This is a genomic window from Mucisphaera sp. (genome assembly GCF_965279675.1).
Lineage (GTDB): Bacteria > Planctomycetota > Phycisphaerae > Phycisphaerales > Phycisphaeraceae > Mucisphaera.
This window is the reverse complement of record NZ_CBDIIJ010000002.1, coordinates 2,563,129-2,581,738: the sequence shown is the minus strand read 5'-3', so window position 1 is coordinate 2,581,738 and position 18,610 is coordinate 2,563,129. Positions and strand designations below refer to the sequence as shown.

The 18,610-nt window shown below is 62.8% G+C and carries 11 protein-coding genes; 9 read left to right on the top strand and 2 right to left on the bottom strand.

The window, feature by feature from the left end:
- Window position 1: 1 nt before the first annotated feature.
- Together gcvT and ACQZAB_RS11090 are read left to right on the top strand one after the other, a co-directional pair.
- Complete coding sequence (gene gcvT / locus ACQZAB_RS11095; RefSeq protein ID WP_428389583.1) at window positions 2-1,126, top strand: glycine cleavage system aminomethyltransferase GcvT; 1,125 nt, start codon at window positions 2-4, stop codon at window positions 1,124-1,126.
- A gap of 63 nt (window positions 1,127-1,189) precedes the next feature.
- On the top strand, window positions 1,190-2,302 hold the full coding sequence (locus ACQZAB_RS11090; RefSeq protein ID WP_428389582.1) for an acyltransferase family protein: 1,113 nt from the start codon (window positions 1,190-1,192) through the stop codon (window positions 2,300-2,302).
- A 15-nt stretch (window positions 2,303-2,317) separates the two neighbouring features.
- On the opposite strand, the gene ACQZAB_RS11085 is transcribed toward ACQZAB_RS11090, so the two are convergent.
- On the bottom strand, window positions 2,318-3,736 hold the full coding sequence (locus ACQZAB_RS11085; RefSeq protein WP_428389581.1) for a class II fumarate hydratase: 1,419 nt from the start codon (window positions 3,734-3,736) through the stop codon (window positions 2,318-2,320).
- A gap of 169 nt (window positions 3,737-3,905) precedes the next feature.
- Complete coding sequence (locus ACQZAB_RS11080) at window positions 3,906-5,741, bottom strand: hypothetical protein (protein WP_428389580.1); 1,836 nt, start codon at window positions 5,739-5,741, stop codon at window positions 3,906-3,908.
- A 199-nt stretch (window positions 5,742-5,940) separates the two neighbouring features.
- On the opposite strand from ACQZAB_RS11080, the gene metK reads away from it, so the two are divergent.
- The 7 genes from metK to ACQZAB_RS11045 all read left to right on the top strand — a co-directional run bounded on the left by metK (window position 5,941) and on the right by ACQZAB_RS11045 (window position 18,589).
- Window positions 5,941-7,164 carry a methionine adenosyltransferase gene (metK, locus tag ACQZAB_RS11075; protein ID WP_428389579.1) on the top strand — a complete coding sequence of 408 codons (1,224 nt, stop codon included), beginning with the start codon at window positions 5,941-5,943 and terminating at the stop codon, window positions 7,162-7,164.
- Window positions 7,165-7,191: 27 nt separating this feature from the next.
- Window positions 7,192-8,958 carry a phosphoenolpyruvate--protein phosphotransferase gene (gene ptsP, locus ACQZAB_RS11070; protein WP_428389578.1) on the top strand — a complete coding sequence of 589 codons (1,767 nt, stop codon included), beginning with the start codon at window positions 7,192-7,194 and terminating at the stop codon, window positions 8,956-8,958.
- Window positions 8,959-9,142: 184 nt separating this feature from the next.
- Window positions 9,143-11,488 (top strand): Rne/Rng family ribonuclease, encoded by a 2,346-nt coding sequence (locus ACQZAB_RS11065; protein ID WP_428389577.1) that lies wholly within the window; start codon window positions 9,143-9,145, stop codon window positions 11,486-11,488.
- Complete coding sequence (gene dxr / locus ACQZAB_RS11060; RefSeq protein ID WP_428389576.1) at window positions 11,485-12,708, top strand: 1-deoxy-D-xylulose-5-phosphate reductoisomerase; 1,224 nt, start codon at window positions 11,485-11,487, stop codon at window positions 12,706-12,708. Before ACQZAB_RS11065 ends, dxr begins: the two co-directional genes overlap by 4 nt.
- Window positions 12,709-12,724: 16 nt before the next feature.
- Complete coding sequence (locus tag ACQZAB_RS11055) at window positions 12,725-14,773, top strand: site-2 protease family protein (RefSeq protein ID WP_428389575.1); 2,049 nt, start codon at window positions 12,725-12,727, stop codon at window positions 14,771-14,773.
- A gap of 157 nt (window positions 14,774-14,930) precedes the next feature.
- The gene (locus tag ACQZAB_RS11050; RefSeq protein ID WP_428389574.1) at window positions 14,931-17,195 is read left to right on the top strand and encodes a YidC/Oxa1 family insertase periplasmic-domain containing protein; all 2,265 of its coding nucleotides are present in this window, start codon (window positions 14,931-14,933) and stop codon (window positions 17,193-17,195) included.
- Window positions 17,192-18,589 (top strand): tRNA modification GTPase, encoded by a 1,398-nt coding sequence (locus ACQZAB_RS11045; RefSeq protein WP_428389573.1) that lies wholly within the window; start codon window positions 17,192-17,194, stop codon window positions 18,587-18,589. The genes ACQZAB_RS11050 and ACQZAB_RS11045 overlap by 4 nt, the downstream gene beginning before the upstream one ends.
- Window positions 18,590-18,610: the final 21 nt, after the last annotated feature.

Below are 18,610 nucleotides of genomic sequence, written 5' to 3'. Positions count from 1 at the left end.
CATGCCCACAGACACCCTCCTTCGCAGTCCCTTCCACGCCTACCACGAAGAAACCGGAGCCCGCCTCGTCGATTTCGCCGGCTGGCATATGCCCCTGAGCTACGGCTCCGCCCTCGCTGAACACGAGCACACCCGCACCGCCGTCTCCCTCTTCGACGTCTCTCACATGGGCCGCATCGAGTTCAAAGGCAGAGACGCCCGACGACTGCTCGAAACACTCCTGACAAGACGCATCTCCACGATGCAGGAGAACACCTGCCGCTATACGCTCATCTGCAACGAGCAAGGCGGCATCATCGACGACGCCCTCATCTACCGCTACCCCGAACACTGGCTCCTCGTCGTCAACGCCTCCAACCGCCAGGCCTTCCTCGACCACACCGCTGATACTGTCGAAGCCAACGGTTTCAAAGCCACCGTCAAAGACCATACACAGAAAACCGCCATGGTCGCTCTGCAGGGCCCCCAGGCCATCCAGATCCTCGAATCCGTATCCACTGGTATCAGCCAACTCAAACGCTACAGCTTCGTCGTCAAGAATCTGCTGCTCTACAAACTCACCCTCTCACGCACCGGCTACACCGGCGAAGACGGCGTCGAAGTCATCATGCCCGCTTCACTCGCCAACCGTGCCGTTGATCTGCTCCGCAAGGAAGCCGATAAACGGGGACTCAACATCAAACCCGCCGGCCTCGCCGCCCGAGACACCCTCCGCATCGAAGCCGGCATGCCCCTCTACGGCCACGAGATCGACGCCCAGACCGACCCCTTCACCGCCGGCCTCGGCTTCGCCGTCACCCTCTCGGAACCTGACCCAGACGGCCCCCAGATCCCCCGCTTCATCGGCCAGGACGCCCTCGAAAAGATCCAAGCCGAAGGCCCCGCAGAACAGATCATCGGCCTCCGCCTCGAAGGCCGCCGCACCCCCAGACAAGGTGACCCCGTCCTCCAGAACGACCAGACCATCGGCCACATCACCTCTGGCTGCATGGTCCCCACCCAACCCGGCCCCATCGCCATGGCACGGGTGCCCAGCACGCTAAGGGTTGATACGGAAGTCGTTATCGGCTTGGGGGCTGGCAAACACCTCATACCCGCAACAACATCTAAGGCATCATTTCTCTGATAGCCGATGCTACAACACATCAATAAGTAATAGCCGCAAACCAAACGTAACAAGCACCGATAAGTGAATACTGCGCTAAGCAATAAACACAAAGAGTATCTCGACCGGAAGCACTTCGGCAGCTTGGATGGCGTCAGATGCCTGGCTATTGTCGCCGTTATCTGGCACCACAGCGGGCCACAACCAACCACACTGCTCGCACGAGGATTCCTCGGAGTCGATCTCTTTTTTGTCCTCTCGGGATTTCTGATTGTCACCCTCCTACTCCGGGAGAAGGATCAGCGCAAGCAGATCTCCCTTCGCGACTTTTATATGCGAAGATCGCTGCGCATCTTCCCTATCTACTATGGCTTGCTTTTAGCACTGGCAGTCTTGTACCTGCTCATGCCCGGTCTGGCAGAATCACAACAGTATTTCCAAGACCTGCCCTACTTCGCCACCTACACAAGCAACTGGCTACACACCGGCACCCCCAACATGGGTATGACATGGTCACTTGCTGCTGAAGAGCAGTTCTATCTGCTCTGGCCGCTTGCCGAGAAATTCCTGCCCCCCTTGCTTGTTTATACGCTTCTCGCAGCCTTTCTTGCCGTCAACCAAGCTATCAACTACGGCCTGACAGACAATCTCTGGCGATCAACAGTCGGCTCCGAACCCGACCTTCACATACTCGATGCCACCTTCACACCCATACTGTTAGGTGTCCTTCTCGCTCACCTGCTACACCACGGGCGATCATTTGCCTGCATCTATCACCTGACCAGCCACAAGCTCGCTGGCCTCTTATGGGGAGCTTTACTGATCACCGCCATCCACTTCGCTCCCCCCGATATCTCAGGCACGCCAAGACTCATCATTCAGCTGTTGATGACCATCTGGCTTGGATCGCTCGTCGTGCATGAAAAGCACCTCTTGGCAAGGCCACTGGGCTTGGGCCCCATCGCCAGAATCGGTGCCATCAGCTACGGCATGTACCTCTTCCATATGTTCGCACTTCACATCGCTCGCGAAACCATCGACCGAGTCAGCATTCTCCAGTGGTCTGGCTCACTATTCCTCCTCGGCCTGGTCATCACCCTGATAATGGCCGAAATCAGCTACCGCTTCTACGAAACACCATTCCTCAAACTCAAGCACCGCTTCGCCTGGCAACAGAAGCCAACCGCAGACCATTAGTCCGACGACGCAACCTCAATCCGGCCGCGTCATCTTGTCGTAGTCCATTAACTCGGCCAGACGCTCAGCCGGCATCAGCTCCAACTCGCCCACAAGCTCCTTGATCGTCTTATTTTCATTGTGAGCCTGCTTCGCCAGGGCAGCACAACGGTCGTACCCAACCTCAGGCGCCAAAGCCGTAATCGTCATCAGACTCTGCTCCAGCAGTTCCGTGCACCGCTGCTCGTCCACTTCCAGATCCACCAGCAGCTTGTCGTGGAAGACCTCACTCACATTCCCAAGCAACTCCACCGATTCCAGGAACGCCTCGATCATCACGGGCATCGCCACGTTCAGCTCGAACACCGACCCGATCCCGCCCAGCCCGGAGGTCGTTACCACGGCATCATTGCCAATCACACGGCACGCCACCTGAATCATCGACTCACAGATCACCGGATTCACCTTGCCCGGCATGATCGACGACCCAGGCTGAATCGCAGGCAGCACCAGCTCACCGATCCCACAACGCGGGCCACTGCCCAAATGCCGAATGTCATTCGCGATCTTCGTCATCGACGTTGCCACCGTCTTGAGATGACCATGCGCCGACACAAAAGAATCCTTCGCCGCCTGCGCCTCCGGGTGATTCTCCGCCTCGGTAAACGTCACGCCCGCCCGCCGCGACAACGACACACAAACCTTCTCCGCAAACGCCGCGTCCGTGTTGATCCCGGTACCCACCGCCGTCCCGCCGATCGGCATGTTCGCCAGTACCTCCTTAAGTGCCCACTCAGCCCGATCGATCGACCAGCCGATCTGCGCCGCATACCCACCGAACACCTGTCCCACACGAATAGGCGTCGCATCCATCAGGTGCGTTCGCCCCGTCTTGATGATCCGATCCCACTGCGTCGCCTTCGCATCCAGACCACCCTTGAGCTTCTTCAGTTTCGGCAGCAGATTCCCCTGAATCGACAACGCCGCCGCGATGTGCATCGCCGTCGGAAACGTGTCATTGCTCGACTGCCCCATGTTCACATGGTCGTTCGGGTGCACCCCACCTTCCGCCTTCACATGACGACCAAGCCCCAGCTTCTCGTTGGCAAGCGTCGCGATCACCTCGTTCGCGTTCATGTTCGTGCTGGTCCCAGACCCCGTCTGGTAGATGTCCACCGGGAAATGCGCATCCCACTTGCCCTCGGCCACCTCATCCGCCGCCGCGATGATCGCATCCGCCAGCTTCCCATCCAGCTTGCCCAGTTCACGATTCGCCTCCGCACAGGCTGCCTTCAGATGCCCGAAGGCATGCAGCACCGCTCCCGACAACGGCCGGTTCGCCACCGGAAAATTGTCCACCGCACGCGCCGTCGATGCCCCATACAGCGCATCAGCAGGCACAGGCATCTCCCCCATCGAATCCTTCTCAATCCGGGTCCCAGCAGCAGCGTTCATGGCTAACTCCAGTCTGGCCTAAGGCGAAATAACAAAAGACAAAAAAGACTTACGATCAAGTCTAACGCCTCAGCATAACCCCCTCAAGTCGATCAACACCCCCGCAAAGAAAAACACCCCGAGGACGCATCGTCCACGGGGTGTTCCATTAATCCGAAGTAGGCACCGGTCAGGCCGCTTCCGACTGCTGCGCCTGCCCCACGCCCTTGCCAACCTTCTGAGCCATTGCCGGCAACGCACCCTGAACCTTCTCCGCAGGCACCACCGGCTTCGAGGATTCACCCCCGGCACCCTCCGGCCACGCCGCCCGATCCGCCGCCTGACGAACCTTCGCCAGCGCCTCACGCACCGACTGATCCGCCTGCTGCGTCAGCTTCAACAGCTGCGGACGAAGCGAACTCAACCGCTCACTGATCCGACGCTCGCCCGCTTCAATGATCGCATCCGCCTGCTGCTCTGCCTGACCAATCCGCGTCTCAATCGCCACCTGAGCCTGAGCCAACTCGTCGGCGATCGTCGGCCGCACCGACTCCACCCGACGCCGCAACTGACTCTCAACCAGCGAGATCATCGCATGAGAGGACTCACGCAGCTCACCGATCCGCGACTGAAGCGAAGACTGCTCGCCCTCGAAGATCGACACGATCTGAGAACGCATCTCCTTCACACGCTCCGCGCAATGCTTGGTCAACGGCTCAACCGCCTCATCCGCCTTCGCCCGGATGCTCGCCAGCGACTCGTTCGCCTGGTTACGGTAACCCGCCAGCATCTCGTCCGTCCGACACGTCATCTCGCTGTTGAGTTCAACCACAGCGTCATTCGCCTCTTCACGAGCCTTCGCCGATGCTTCAGCCAGCCGCCGCCGCAGATTGCTGAGCGACTGCTCAGCCATCGCATCCGCACGACCCTCATGCTCAGAGCGAGCATCATCCAGCCGCGTGTTCAGCGACTTATGCAGCTGATCAATCTGCTGCATGATCTGGGAACTCCGCTGCTCGATCGCCTGCTCCACACCCCGCAGCCGCGTCTCCGCCTGCTGCTGAGCCTGATGGATCAGGCCGTCCGCACTCGATTCCGCCTCCCGGGCCACACGTTCCACCTGACGCCGGATCTTCTCACCCAGCTGCTCAACCATCGAATCCACGCCCGCTGTCAGCTTCTGCTGTGACATCTCCAGCAACTCCGCACCACGCTGCTGTACGTCATGCGTAAACCGGCTCAGATCCCCGTCCAGCCGATCCTTGCTCTGCTCAAGAACCGCCTCCGCCTGCTCCCGCACCTTACCCGCCGCCCGAGCAAACCGATCCTCTAGCCCCTGCGACAACGCCTGGAACTGCTCCTCAAGCGAGGCCCGCTGACGCTCTATACGAGCCTCTGCCAGATGATCCAACCGCGACGCAAAATCAGCCGCCTGCTCATCGAGCTTGCGCTCCGTGTGCGACATCAACTGACTCACCCGCTCAGCCAGAGGACGACTCTCTTCCTCGATATCCAGCTTCATCCGCTGCCGAGCCTGCTCCTGCTCAGCCGCCAACGACTCCCGGAACGGCCGCGCCAGGTCCTCGGCCTGAGCACTCAGCTTGTGAGTCCCCTCAGCCAGCTTCCGCTCAAGCTCGACCGCAAGCCCGGCCACCCGGGTCTCAAGCTCCCGATGCTGACGATCCGCCGCCGCGAGCCCCTCTCTGGCCTCACCCGCCGCATCAATCAGCTGCTCCATCTCACGCCGACGCTGATCCGTCACCGCGTGCTGGCCATCAAGCTCCGATAACCGTCGCCCCACCACCTTGTCCAGGGCAGCAATCCGATCCGCCAGCTTCTGAACCTTCGCCGCAGGAATAGGCGTCCCCACCTCAGACAGCCGAGCCTCAAACTCGCGGATCAGCCGCAACAGACGCAGCCGCTCCTGATGGGCCCGTTCCACCGCCTGTGAAAGCTCAGCCTGCAGCCCCCGGGCCGTGTTCACATCCAGATAGTTCGTTTCGACGGAAAGCTGCGGTGTGCTCACAAGGTTGCTCCTGAAACAAGCAGGGTCAAAACAATCCCATTCCATCGCTCTATCGGTTCATGACGTCTGTAGCGATCGCACCGAATCGAACGCCCACCAGTTATCGGTCCTCCCGCCGGTTGCCGAAACGCCCTAAAACCGCTAAAAAACCGGGCTAATCCAATTTCCCCCTAGTCCCCAGGAAGGACACCAAGAGATCATGCCCAAGCGCGGCCACCACATGTTCACCAGCGAATCCGTCTCCATGGGACACCCCGACAAGGTCTCCGACCAGATCTCCGACGCCGTCCTCGACCTCCTCATCGGATTCGACCCCCAAGCCCGCGTCGCCTGCGAAACCATGTGCACCACCGGCCTCGTCGTCATCGGCGGCGAAATCACCGTCCACACACCCAAGGCCGTCGCCGCCCTGAACGACGTCGAAGACGTCGCCCGCAAAACCCTCGCCGATATCGGCTACGCCGGCGACATCGGCATGCGCTTCGATGCCGAAGGCTGTGGTGTCGTCCGCACCTTCCACGGACAGTCCGCCGACATCAGCCGAGGCGTCTCTAAGAAAGAACCCGGAGCCGGCGACCAGGGACTCATGTTCGGCTTCGCCTGCCGCGAAACCCCCAGCCTCATGCCCCTGCCCATCGACCTCTCCCACCGACTCGTCGAGCAGCACGCCAAGATCCGCCGCAGCAACAAGATCAAAGGACTCCGCCCCGACGCCAAGAGCCAGGTAACCGTCGAGTACAACGACAAGGGCAAGCCCGCACGCATCGACACCGTCGTCCTCTCGACCCAGCACACCGCCGACTGGAACGGCGCTAAGAAGCAGGCCCAGCTCAAGCAACAGGTCATCAAGCACATCATCAACCCGATCATGCCCAAGCGTCTCTACGACGCCTCCAAGGTCAAGATCCACGTCAACCCCACCGGCCAGTTCGAGGTCGGCGGCCCCCACGGCGACGTCGGCCTCACCGGTCGCAAAATCATCGTCGACACCTACGGCGGCCGCGGCCGCCACGGCGGCGGAGCCTTCTCCGGCAAAGACCCCTCAAAGGTCGACCGCTCAGCCGCCTACATGGCCCGCTACGTCGCCAAGAACGTCGTCGCCGCCGGGCTCGCTGACCAGTGCGAAGTCCAGCTCTCCTACGCCATCGGCGTCGCCCAGCCCACCTCCGTCAACATCGACTGCTTCGGCACCGCCAAGGTCGATGAACACGACCTCGCCAAGGCCGTCACCGACATCTTCCCCCTCACGCCTCGCGGCATCCTCCAGCACCTCAAGCTCCGCAACCCCATCTTCGGCGTCACCGCCGCGCACGGCCACTTCGGCCGCAAGCCCGGCTCCGTCACCGTCAACGGGAAGAAGTACGATACCTTCACCTGGGAAAAAACCGACCTCGCCAACAAGCTCGCTCGGGCCCTCCGCTAAGCCAACGAGCCTGAGGAGCACTCGGGCATGCTGATCAAACAGGGCATCCCGGTTTCACCCGGCGTCGCACTGCACAAGGTCCTGGTCCTCGACGCTGAGGACCAGCCTGTGCCACGCCGCGTGATCCCCTCATCCAGGGTCTCCGCAGAACTCAGCCAGCTGGACCGCGCCGTCAGCCGCTCCATCCAGAAACTGAGCGAACTCCAAAAACACACCGAGCAAACCCTCGGTGCCGAGCTCGCACGCATCTTCGCCTTTCACATCGGGATGCTCAGCGACGACAAGCTCCTCGAACAAGTCCGCACCCTCATCCGTGCCGACCGCGTCACCGCCGAATACGCTGTATCAACCGTACTCCGCAGACTCGAAGACGTCTTCCTCGAACAGGAAAACAAGCACTTCCGCGACCGCGTCTCCGACATCTCCGACCTCGAAAGACGTGTCCTCGACGAACTCCGGCCCGAAGACCGCGACAAGCTCAGAAACCTCACCGAACCCGTCGTCGTCATCGCGCACGACCTCACCCCCAGCCAGACCGCCACCCTCGACCGCTCCAAGATCATGGCTATCGCCACCGATGCCGGCGGCCAGACCAGCCACACCGCCATCCTCGCCCACGCACTCGGCATCCCCGCCGTCGTCGGCCTCGGCGACATGACACGCTCCGTCACCACCGGCGACGCCGTCATCATCGACGGCAACCGTGGCCGCGTTATCGTCAACCCCGACGCCGAATCCGTCCTCACCTACCAGCAGACCGCACGCCAGTACGCAGCCTACGCCTCTAAACTCGCCGAACTACAGTCCGAACCAGCACGCACCACCGACGGCGTCGACATCGAACTGCTCGCCAACATCGAGTTCCCCACCGAAATCGCCGACGCCCTCAACGCCGGTGCCACAGGCGTCGGCCTCTACCGTACCGAGTTCCTCTTCCTCGCCTCGCCTATCCCCCCCACCGAAGACGAACAGGTCGAACGCTACACCGAAGCCATCCGCGCCCTAGACGGACGCCCACTCACCATCCGGACCCTCGACCTCGGCGCCGACAAAATCGCCCCCAGCCTCGGAGCGATCGAAAGCTCCGAGCGAAACCCCTTCCTCGGCTGTCGATCCATCCGCCTCTGCCTCCAGAACCTACCCCTCTTCCGCACCCAGCTCCGAGCCATCCTCCGCGCCAGCGCCGAAGGCCCCGTGAGAATCATGTTCCCGCTCATCAGCAACATCATGGAACTCCGCCAGGCCAAAATGATCTTCTCGGACGTCCAGGAAGACCTCGACGAACAGAACATCCCCTTCGACGAGAACATCCCAGTCGGCATGATGATCGAGGTGCCCTCCGCCGCCATCCAGGCCACCAGCTTCGCCCGGGAAACCGACTTCTTCTCGGTCGGCACCAACGACCTCATCCAGTACACCGTCGCCGTCGACCGAAGTAATGAGAGGATCGCCAGCCTCTACTCCGCAGGCCATCCCGCCGTCATCGCCCTCGTCCGGGACGTCATCCGGGTCGCCAGAAGGGCCAAAATAGGCATCAGCCTCTGCGGAGAAATGGCCGGAGAGCCCGAATTCACCCCCCTGCTGCTGGGTATGGGCCTGCGTTCGATGTCAGTCACACCCCCAGCCATCCCAAGCGTCAAGAAGCTGATACGATCCATGTCCATAACCCAGTGCGAACGCATCGCTCGAAGAGCCAGGAGTTTCGACGCCGACCGCGACGTCATCAACTACCTCCGCTCCGAAGTCGAACGCATCATCCCCGAGGCCATTGGTGGACGTGCCACCAACTTCTGAGCCACGGAACGAACATCGTCGGGCCCTCGCTCGCCCACCAAAGGCTCGAGCGACCGCCCAAAACAAGAAGGCAGCTGGTTTGATCGCGAACACCCCCGCGCCAAACACGAAACCTCGAAGACCTCAAAACGAGGCTTCGCGCGATCGATAGGCGCGGACGCACGATCACGACCGCTGGAGAAACGTGCCCAAAACACAAATGCTGATCAACCACGTCGCCGGCGAAGAATGCCGCATCGCCATCGCTACCGACGGACGACTCGAAGAGTTCTATCAGGAACGAGCCTCCGCCGACTCACACGTCGGCAACATCTACCTCGGCAAAGTCACCAACGTCGAAGCCTCCATCCAGGCCGCCTTCATCGACTTCGGACTCGACCGAAACGGCTTCCTCCACGTCTCCGACCTCCACCCCATGTACTTCCCCGGCGAAGCCCGCGAGGCCTTCGAGAAAGTCGGCCTCAAAACCCCGCGACGCGAACGCCCACCCATCCAGGACTGCCTCCGAAGAGGCTCCAAAGTCATCGTCCAGGTCCTCAAGGAAGGCATCGGCACCAAGGGGCCAACCCTCACCAGCTACCCCTCCATCCCCGGCCGCTATCTCGTGATGATGCCCAACATGAAGCACGCCGGCGTCTCACGCAAAGTCGAAGACGACGACGCCCGCCGCGAGATGCGCCAGATCCTCAAGGACCTCAACCCACCCGAGGACCTCGGCTTCATCGTCCGCACCGCCGGCATCGGACAGACCAAAACCGAACTCAAACGCGACCTCACCTACCTCACACGACTCTGGAAGTCGATAGAAAAACGCCGCAAGTCCATCCGAGGTGTCGGCGAACTCTACGCCGAATCCGACCTCATCATCCGCACCATCCGCGACGTCTACACCAGCGCAATCGAGGAGATCGTCGTCGACGACCCCCGAGCCGCCCAACGCGTCGCCGACTTCCTCGCCGTCACCAACCCGAGGGGCAAAACCAAGGTCTTCCACTACGAAGACCCAATCCCCCTCTTCCACCGACACGACATCGAACCACAGATCGAATCGATCGCCGCAAGAGAAGTGCCACTCAAATCCGGCGGATCCCTCGTCTTCGACCAGACCGAAGCCCTCGTCGCCATTGATGTCAACTCCGGCAAGAGCCGCGACGCCAAGGACGCCGAGTCCAACGCCTACAACACCAATCTCGAAGCCATCGAGGAAATCGCCCGCCAGCTCCGACTCCGCGACCTCGGCGGGGTCGTCGTCGCCGACCTCATCGACATGATGGCCGCCCGCAACCGACGCACCGTCGAATCGCGTTTCAAGGCCCTGATGAAGAACGACCGCGCCCGCACGCGCATCGGTTCCATCAGCACCTTCGGCACCCTCGAACTCACCCGCCAACGCATGCGGCCCTCCCTCCGCAAGTCTCTCTTCGAAGACTGCCCCGCCTGTGCCGGCACCGGACAGGTCAAGTCACTCGAGTCCGTCGTCCTCCACGTGATGCGTGAACTCGCCTACGTCCTGCACCGCAAGAACGTCGCCCGCATCGAACTCACCATCAGCCCCGACGTCGCCTTCCAGTTGCTCAACCGACGCCGACGCCAACTCGTCGACCTCGAACGCACGTTCGGCAAAGACGTCCTCGTCCGTGTCGGCGGATCGGCAGTCGACTTCGTCGACATCACCGCCTTCGACGACCGTGGCGGCCAACTCGCTATCCCCGCCGCCAAAGACGCCATGCGTCAGGCCGGACGCACCGAACCCACCCTCAATCCCATCACCGGCAACGCCGCCGGGGCCCTCGACTTCGACGACGAGGAACCCACACCCACCCCACCAGCACCCGAAGATAAACAGCCCGAAGCAGAACCCGAAGCCAAAACAAGCGGGAGCTACCTCGACGCCGCCGAAGAACAGGAAGAGACACCCAAGCGGCGCCGACGACGCCGAGGCGGCCGTGGGCGTGGACGCTCCCGTGACGCCGAAGAAAGACAACCAGCCGACGAACAGACCGAAGTCCAGGCCGCCGACGATCAACCGACCGAAGCCAGTTCCGATCACCCAGCCGAAGAAACCACCGACAAGCCCGACAAACCCAAACGCCGCTCGCGCTCCCGATCACGCAGCCGATCTCGATCAAAAGACGCCGATAGGACCGAAGCCAAAGCCGAGACCAACGATCAGCCGGAAGCCAAAGCCTCACCAGACAAGACACCTGATGAGGACACAGAGTCCGCCCCCAAACCCCGTCGCCGACGCCGACGCATCACCAAACCAAAGGTCGACCCCGACAACATCGGCAACCAACGCGAACCCGAAGCCACCTCCCCACCCGAGGTCGACGGCAACCAGATCGCCACCAGCAAGACCAACAACGAAGCGTCCGACACCGACGGAGCCAGGAAAAAACGACGCCGACGCAGACGCCCCCGTAAATCCTCCGATACGACCGACAAGAGCGACGGCACCTCATCCGGAACCGAAGCCGTTGTCTCTGGCGGCTACAGCAACACCGTCATCCCATCGGAGACACAAGCGTGAGCCCAGCCGATGAGCAAAAACAACTCATCGTCCTCGGCAGCACCGGGTCCATAGGCGTCAACACGCTCAAGGTCGTCGAACACCTCAACCGGCTCCGCCCAAACAGCATCCAGATCACCGGTCTCGCCGCCGGTACCAGCGTCCAGGCTCTCATCAAACAGGCCCTGCGCTTCAAGGTCCCCAACGTCGCCGTCGCACACGACCACCTCCGCCCCCAACTCGAAAAAGCCCTCCCCAAAACCACCCGCGTCCTGACCGGACCGGATGCCGCCGAGCAGCTCGTACGCGAAGTCGCCGCCACCGACATCGCCGGCGCCATCGTCGGAGCCGCCGGCCTCCCCGCCATGATCGCCGCCGCCGAACTCGGCCGCCGCATCCACCTCGCCAACAAAGAAACCCTCGTCGCAGCCGGCGACCTCGTCACCCGCCTCGTTGCAGACTCCGGAGCCGAAATCCTCCCCGTCGATTCCGAGCACGCCGCCATTGCTCAGTGCCTGCAATCCGGCCAGCCCTCCGAAGTCAAACGACTCGTCCTCACCGCCTCAGGCGGGCCCTTCCGAACCTCCCCCGCCGAAACCATCGAAAACGCCACACCCGAGCAGGCCCTCAAACACCCCACCTGGGACATGGGCCCCAAGATCACCATCGACTCCGCCACGATGATGAACAAGGCCCTCGAAATCATCGAGGCACACTGGCTCTTCAAGCAGCCAGCCGAACGCATCGACGTCGTCATCCACCCCCAGTCGATCGTCCACAGCTTCGTCGAATTCAAAGACAACTCCGTCATCGCCCAGCTCGGCCCACCCGATATGTGCGGGCCCATCCAGCACGCCCTCACCCACCCCCACCGACACAGCGGCTCGGCCACGCCAGTCAACTGGACCCAACTCGGCCCCCTCGAGTTCCACCCGCCCGATGGCGACCGTTTCCCGGCCCTCCGACTCGCCTACCGTGTCATCGAACTGGGCGGAACCGCCGGAGCCATCGCCAACGCCGCCAACGAAGCCGCCGTCGCAGCCTTCCTCGACGGCCGCATCCGCTTCGGCCGCATCGCCCGACTCGCCCGCGAAGCCCTCGACAACCTGCCGATACAAACCGTCAACCACCTCGACGACATCCTCCGCGCCGATCAGGCCGCCAGAGACTTCGTCGAGCAACAACTGAACCTCGAAACCGACACCACCGTAGCCACACCATCAGCCAGCTCCGACTCGTAACCAGGAAAACTGTCCGATGCTTGAGAACGCCTACATCGCCGTCGCCCTGTTCATCCTCGGCTTCGGCTTCCTCATCTTCATCCACGAACTCGGCCACTTCCTCGCCGCCAAATGGGTCGGCATCAAGTGCACCCAGTTCGCCATCGGCTTCGGCACCGCCCTCTGCTCCTGGCGAAAGGGCATGGGCCTCCGCATTGGCTCTACCGAAGCCACCTACACCAAACGACTCATCGACGAACTCGACAAGGAAGACAACACCGCAACCCCTAAAGACAAGTACGAAGAAAGACTACTCACAGCCGGCGACGAACGAATCGACGCCATCGGCCAACGACTCGGACTTGGCGAAACCGAATACCGTCTCAACTACCTCCCCCTCGGCGGCTACGTCAAGATGGTCGGACAGGAAGACCTCGACCCCTCCGCTATGTCCAAGAGCCCCCGCTCCTTCAATTCCAAGTCAGTGCCCGCCCGCGCGCTCGTCATCTCCGCCGGCGTCATCATGAACCTCATCACCGGCTTCGTCGTCTTCATCCCCGCTTTCCTCGCCGGCGTCGACTTTCCTGCCGCCGAAGTCGGCACCGTCCGACCCGACTCCCCCGCCGCCAACGCCCAACCCCTCAACGCACCCGACAACACGCCCATCGGACTCCAGCTAGGCGACCGCATCCTCACCATCGACGACAAGCCCGTCCGCGACATGGTCGATGTCGGAATCTCCATCGCCCTCGCCCCCGCCGACTCCCAACGCCAGATCACCGTCGATCGCCCCAACATCGACACCCCCATCACCTACACCGTCACCCCCATGCCCGATGCCCGCCGCGAAGGGCTCCTCTCCATCGGCATCGGCCCCTCCGTCACCCTCGACATCTCCGCCGTCAGCGACGACTCCCTCGCCGCCAGCGCCGGCGTCACCGCCGGCATGACCCTCTCCCACGTCGGCAACATCCCCGTCACCCGCTTTTACCAGTACCGCGAGGCCATCAACGCCACCAACGGCCAACGCACCACCATCACCTTCACAGCCGAAGACGGCTCAGCTCGCGACATCACCGTCCAGCCAACCCCCACCTTCGGCTCCATCGAAACCGAATCCGGACTCCTCGGCTGGCACCCACCCGTCGTCGTCGCAGAAGTCGTTGACAACAGCCCCGCTCAGGCCGCAGGCATCCAGTCAGGCGACACCATCACCAGACTCGGAAGCGCCCGCTGGCCAAGCTTCGAAAAACTGGTCGACACCATCTCCGCATCTGGCGGCAGCGCCCTCCGCCTCGCCGTCCTCAGAGACGGCCAGGAACAGGACCTCGGCAACATCACTCCGGAAGACGGACGCATAGGCGTGATCCGCAACATGCAGGATTCAGCCGCCTTCGTGGCTACCGCCTCCGTGACCTCACCCGAACCCATCTACCAGATCACCCCGGGCGGGCGCATCCTCACCATCAACAGCACGCCTGTCCAGACATGGGCCGACGTCCAACGCGCCCTCCAGAGCAACACCACCAACAGCCTCAGCTTCACCTACCACCCCACACCCGACAGCACCCCTGTCAGACAGTCCATCACGCTCAATCCCAACCAGATCGAAAACATCGCCAACGCCGGCTGGCGTGCCCCACTGCTAGGCGTCGCCTTCACCGAACTCCAAACCTCACTCAAAGCCAACTCCGTCCCCGAAGCCATCTCCCTCGGCATGTCCAAGACCGGCGAGTTCATGGCCCAGACCTACCTCACCCTCCTCCGACTCTTCCAGGGATCCGTCCAGGTCCAGAACCTCCGTGGTCCCGTCGGTATCGTCGACGAAGGCCAGAAAGTCGCAGCCCGCGGATGGCCCTACCTCCTCTTCTTCCTCGGACTCATCTCCATCAACCTCGCCGTCCTCAACTTCCTGCCCCTGCCCATCGTCGATGGCGGGCTCATGGTCTTCCTCATGATCGAAGCCATCCGGGGCGAACCCGCTTCCATCCGCATCCAGCAGATCGCCAGCCTCATCGGCATCGCACTCCTCGGATGCCTCTTCCTCTTCGTCACCTTCAACGACCTCTGGCGTCTACTCGCTTAACGCCCGACCCAGCCCATCACATGAACCCGCTGGATCGAACCCGGGCTGATACAGCCCGGGTTTCGTCCCCCTCACAGCCCTCCCACGCCGCCCCCAAAACCCCTCACCCCTGCTAAACTGCGTGGCTCACGCCCCGCCTCCGGAAACCCCCACCCCGATGCGTATTCTCATCCCCCTCATCGCTGTCATACTCGGCCTGTTCGCCGTCGCAGGCATGCTCGGTCGCTCCGAACAGAACGCCGAAAACAACCCCGCCCGCACGGCAACCGAGACTCCAGCCGCTCAGGTTGCTCCCAACGCCGAGCCGCAAACCCCCGCCATCGACCCCACACCAGCACCCTCGGCGGAGGAGACCGTACAAGTCACCCCCCAACCGCAAACACCCGATCTCACCCCACTCACAGAGCCCGCCGCACCACTCAGCACCACCCCCATCGTCCTCGAAGCCGAGTTCACCGAGCCCGTCACCCTCGGCTCCACCGACCCCGAAACCGGCTTCAAGATCGAAGTCCGTCTCAGCCCCTGGGGAGCAGGCGTCTCCCGCATCGCTCTCGCCGACTACAGCGACGAACTCATCGACCCCGAACCCTACATCATCCACGACACCCTCACCGCGCCCATCCCCGGCGCCGCCGACCCCGACAGCCAGTACCGCATCCGCCCCTTCTCCGCACGCACCCTCGTCATAGGCGGCCAACAGGTCGACCTCATGGCCGTCCGCTGGGCCCTCGAGCCAAACTACGAACCCGGCCCCAGAACCACCGCCACCTACCGCGCCGTCGTCGCCTCCGCCGATCCCGAAAACCCCGAAGCCCTCGTCGCCATCGAGCGCACCTTCCGCATCACCCCCGACGGCTACGACATCACCGTCACCCAGAACCTCCGCAACCTCACCGACCGCCCACTCGATGTCGCATGGGTTCAGTTCCTCCAAGGCGACACGCCCAAGGACGACGCCGCCTACCTGGGCGACCGCCGCTACTACGTCCCCGGCTACTTCAACCTCGACTACGACGACCGCAAATTCGCCATCTACACCGACAACGCCTTCATCTCCCGCATGGAGTCGATCCGCAACCCGCAGATCTGGCCCGCACCCGATCTCGAAGACCGCGCCGAACTCGCCTGGGTTGCCGCCGAGAACCGTTACTTCGCCGTCGTCACCCACCGCCTCGTCAATCCCGAAGGCATCGACCGCCCGGCCCAGGTCCCGCCCCTCCAGGCCCTCTTCCCCCAGCTCAACCTGTACGTGCTACCTCTCGTCCCTGTCCCCAACGACGACCTCCGCCTGACCGTCCTCACCGCCGCCACCCCAACCCTCCGCCTCGAACCTCAGGCCACCACCGACCTCAGCTTCGCCGTCTACGCCGGCCCGAGAGAAGCCTCGGTCTTCGAACAGCAACCCTACGCAGCCCTAAACCTCGAAAAAACCATCCGCTACTCGCTAGGCGGGCTGATCGACATCTGCACCTTCCAGTGGCTCGCCCACGCACTCCTCGGCTTCCTCGGATTCTTCCACTGGATACTCGCCGACTGGGGCATGGCCATCATCGTCCTGGTCATCACCGTCCGCCTGATCCTCCATCCCATCATGAAAAAGAGCCAGCTCTCCATGATGCGTATGGGCAAGATCATGCAGAAGCTCCAGCCCGAAATCGAAAAACTTAAGAAGAAATACAAGGACGACCCAGCCAAACTCCAGTCCGAACAGCTCCGCATGATGCGCGAAGCCGGAGCCAGCCCCCTCGGCATGCTCGGCTGTCTCCCGCTCTTCCTCCAGATGCCCATCTGGACCGCGCTCTACGCCATGCTCTACTACGCCATCGAGCTACGCCATGAACCCGCCTTCTGGGGCATCTTCCAGACCATCTCATCCGGCAACTGGCACTTCCTCTCAGACCTTGCCGCCCCCGACCAGTTCATCACCCTCCCTGGCGACGGCTGGGACCTCGACCTCTACTTCATCAGCCTCCACTTCGACGCCATCAACATCCTCCCCCTCCTCATGGCCATCGTCTTCTTCATCAACAACAAGCTCATGAGCCCGCCGCCCGCCAACGAACAGCAAGCCTCCATGCAGCGCATGATGCGCATCATGTTCCTCATCTTCCCCTTCTTCCTCTACTCCGCACCCGCAGGCCTCACCCTCTACATGACCGCCTCCACCGGCGCCGGTATCCTCGACTCCTGGATCGTCCGCCGGCACCTCAAGAAGGAAGAAGAATCCGGCCGCCTCTTCGAGAAGAAAGCCCCCAAGCCAGGCGGCTTCATGGACCGCTTCGGCAAAGCCATGGAACAGGCCCGCGAGCAATACGAAGCCCAGCAGGCCGCGAAAGCCGGCGGTGGCGGACGCAAGAAAGTCGCCAATCAGGCCAACCAGCCGGGCGGAAGAGCCACCGCACGCCGTTCTAAAAAGAAATGACCGCCCCACAAGCCGGCTCGCTGCCCGCCCTCAAAGCCAGCCAGACCATCGCCGCCATCGCCTCCCCCCCCGGCCACGCCCCCCGCGGTCTCCTCCGAATCTCCGGACCCAAAACCACACACGTCCTCAACCAGCTAACCGACACCACCACCCCCACCCCGCGTCACCTCACACCCGTCCGCCTCAAAGCCCCCCTCCCAAGCCTCCCCGCGATGGCCGCTTACTTCCCGGGTCCCAACAGCTTCACCGGCGAAGACACCGCCGAACTCTGGCTCCCCGGCAACCCCACCCTGCTCGACCGCGTCCTCACTCAAGCACTCACCGCCAGCGCCCGCATTGCCGAACCGGGCGAGTTTTCCTTTCGCGCCCATCACAACGCCCGCATCACCCTCGAACAGGCCGAAGGCATCGCCGCCACCATCGCCGCCGAATCCACCTCGGAGCTCACCGCAGCCGCAGCCTGGCGGCAGGGACAACTCGGCGCCACCACCCACCGCTGGATGCTCAACCTCGCCGACCTCCTCGCCCTCGTCGAAGCAGGCATCGACTTCACCGATCAGGAAGACGTCGTCTCCATCGCCACCCCCAGCCTCATCGACAAACTCAAACAAACCCAGGCCGCCATCACCACTTTCCGCACCAAAACCCGCGCCTGGTCCGACCGCACCGCCAACCCAAGCGTCGTCCTCGCCGGCCCACCCTCCGCCGGCAAATCCACCCTCTTCAACACCCTCCTCGGCGAACATCGCGCCATCATCCACGAAGACCCCGGCACCACCCGCGACCGCCTCGAAGCCCACCTCACCCTCACCAGTTCCACTGGCCAAACACTCGGCATCACCCTCATCGACCTCGCCGGCCTAACCAACGAACCTGACGTCAACACCCTCGACACCCGGGCCCAGCAGGCCGCCCGCCAGACCCTCACCCAGGCCGACCTCATCCTCCTCTGCACCCCCGCCGATCACCCTACCCCCTTCGAGCTCGAAACCCAGGCCCCAACCCTCACCCTACTCACCAAAGCCGACCTGCTGAACACACCGCCAAATACCGACAACCAGCAGCCCCTCCCCATATCAACAAAAACCGGCCTCAACCTCGACACCCTCCGCACCACCATCGCAGATACCCTCAGCACCACCGGCCCGACCCATGCAGGCCAGCAGCTCGCCCTCAACCCCCGCCACCTCGCCGCCCTCACCGGTGCCCAGACCGCCATCGACCAGACCCTCGCCGACCTCAGCCACGAAACCCCCACCGGCCCCCTCGCCGAACCCGAGCTGATCGCCTCCGGCCTCCGCGACGCCCTCGACCACCTCGGCCAGCTCGCCGGCCGTGTCTCCGAGGACGACATCATCGGCCGCGTCTTCGCCACCTTCTGCGTCGGTAAATAGCCCGCCGCCGGAGCCTTCACA

Excerpts from the sequence above, each read along its gene's own strand:
- metK (WP_428389579.1), top strand. The coding sequence starts at position 5,941 with ATGCCCAAGCGCGGCCACCACATGTTCACCAGCGAATCCGTCTCCATG.
- ptsP (WP_428389578.1), top strand. The coding sequence starts at position 7,192 with ATGCTGATCAAACAGGGCATCCCGGTTTCACCCGGCGTCGCACTGCAC.
- gcvT (WP_428389583.1), top strand. The coding sequence starts at position 2 with ATGCCCACAGACACCCTCCTTCGCAGTCCCTTCCACGCCTACCACGAA.
- ACQZAB_RS11085 (WP_428389581.1), bottom strand. The coding sequence starts at position 3,736 with ATGAACGCTGCTGCTGGGACCCGGATTGAGAAGGATTCGATGGGGGAG.
- ACQZAB_RS11045 (WP_428389573.1), top strand. The coding sequence starts at position 17,192 with ATGACCGCCCCACAAGCCGGCTCGCTGCCCGCCCTCAAAGCCAGCCAG.
- ACQZAB_RS11050 (WP_428389574.1), top strand. The coding sequence starts at position 14,931 with ATGCGTATTCTCATCCCCCTCATCGCTGTCATACTCGGCCTGTTCGCC.
- ACQZAB_RS11055 (WP_428389575.1), top strand. The coding sequence starts at position 12,725 with ATGCTTGAGAACGCCTACATCGCCGTCGCCCTGTTCATCCTCGGCTTC.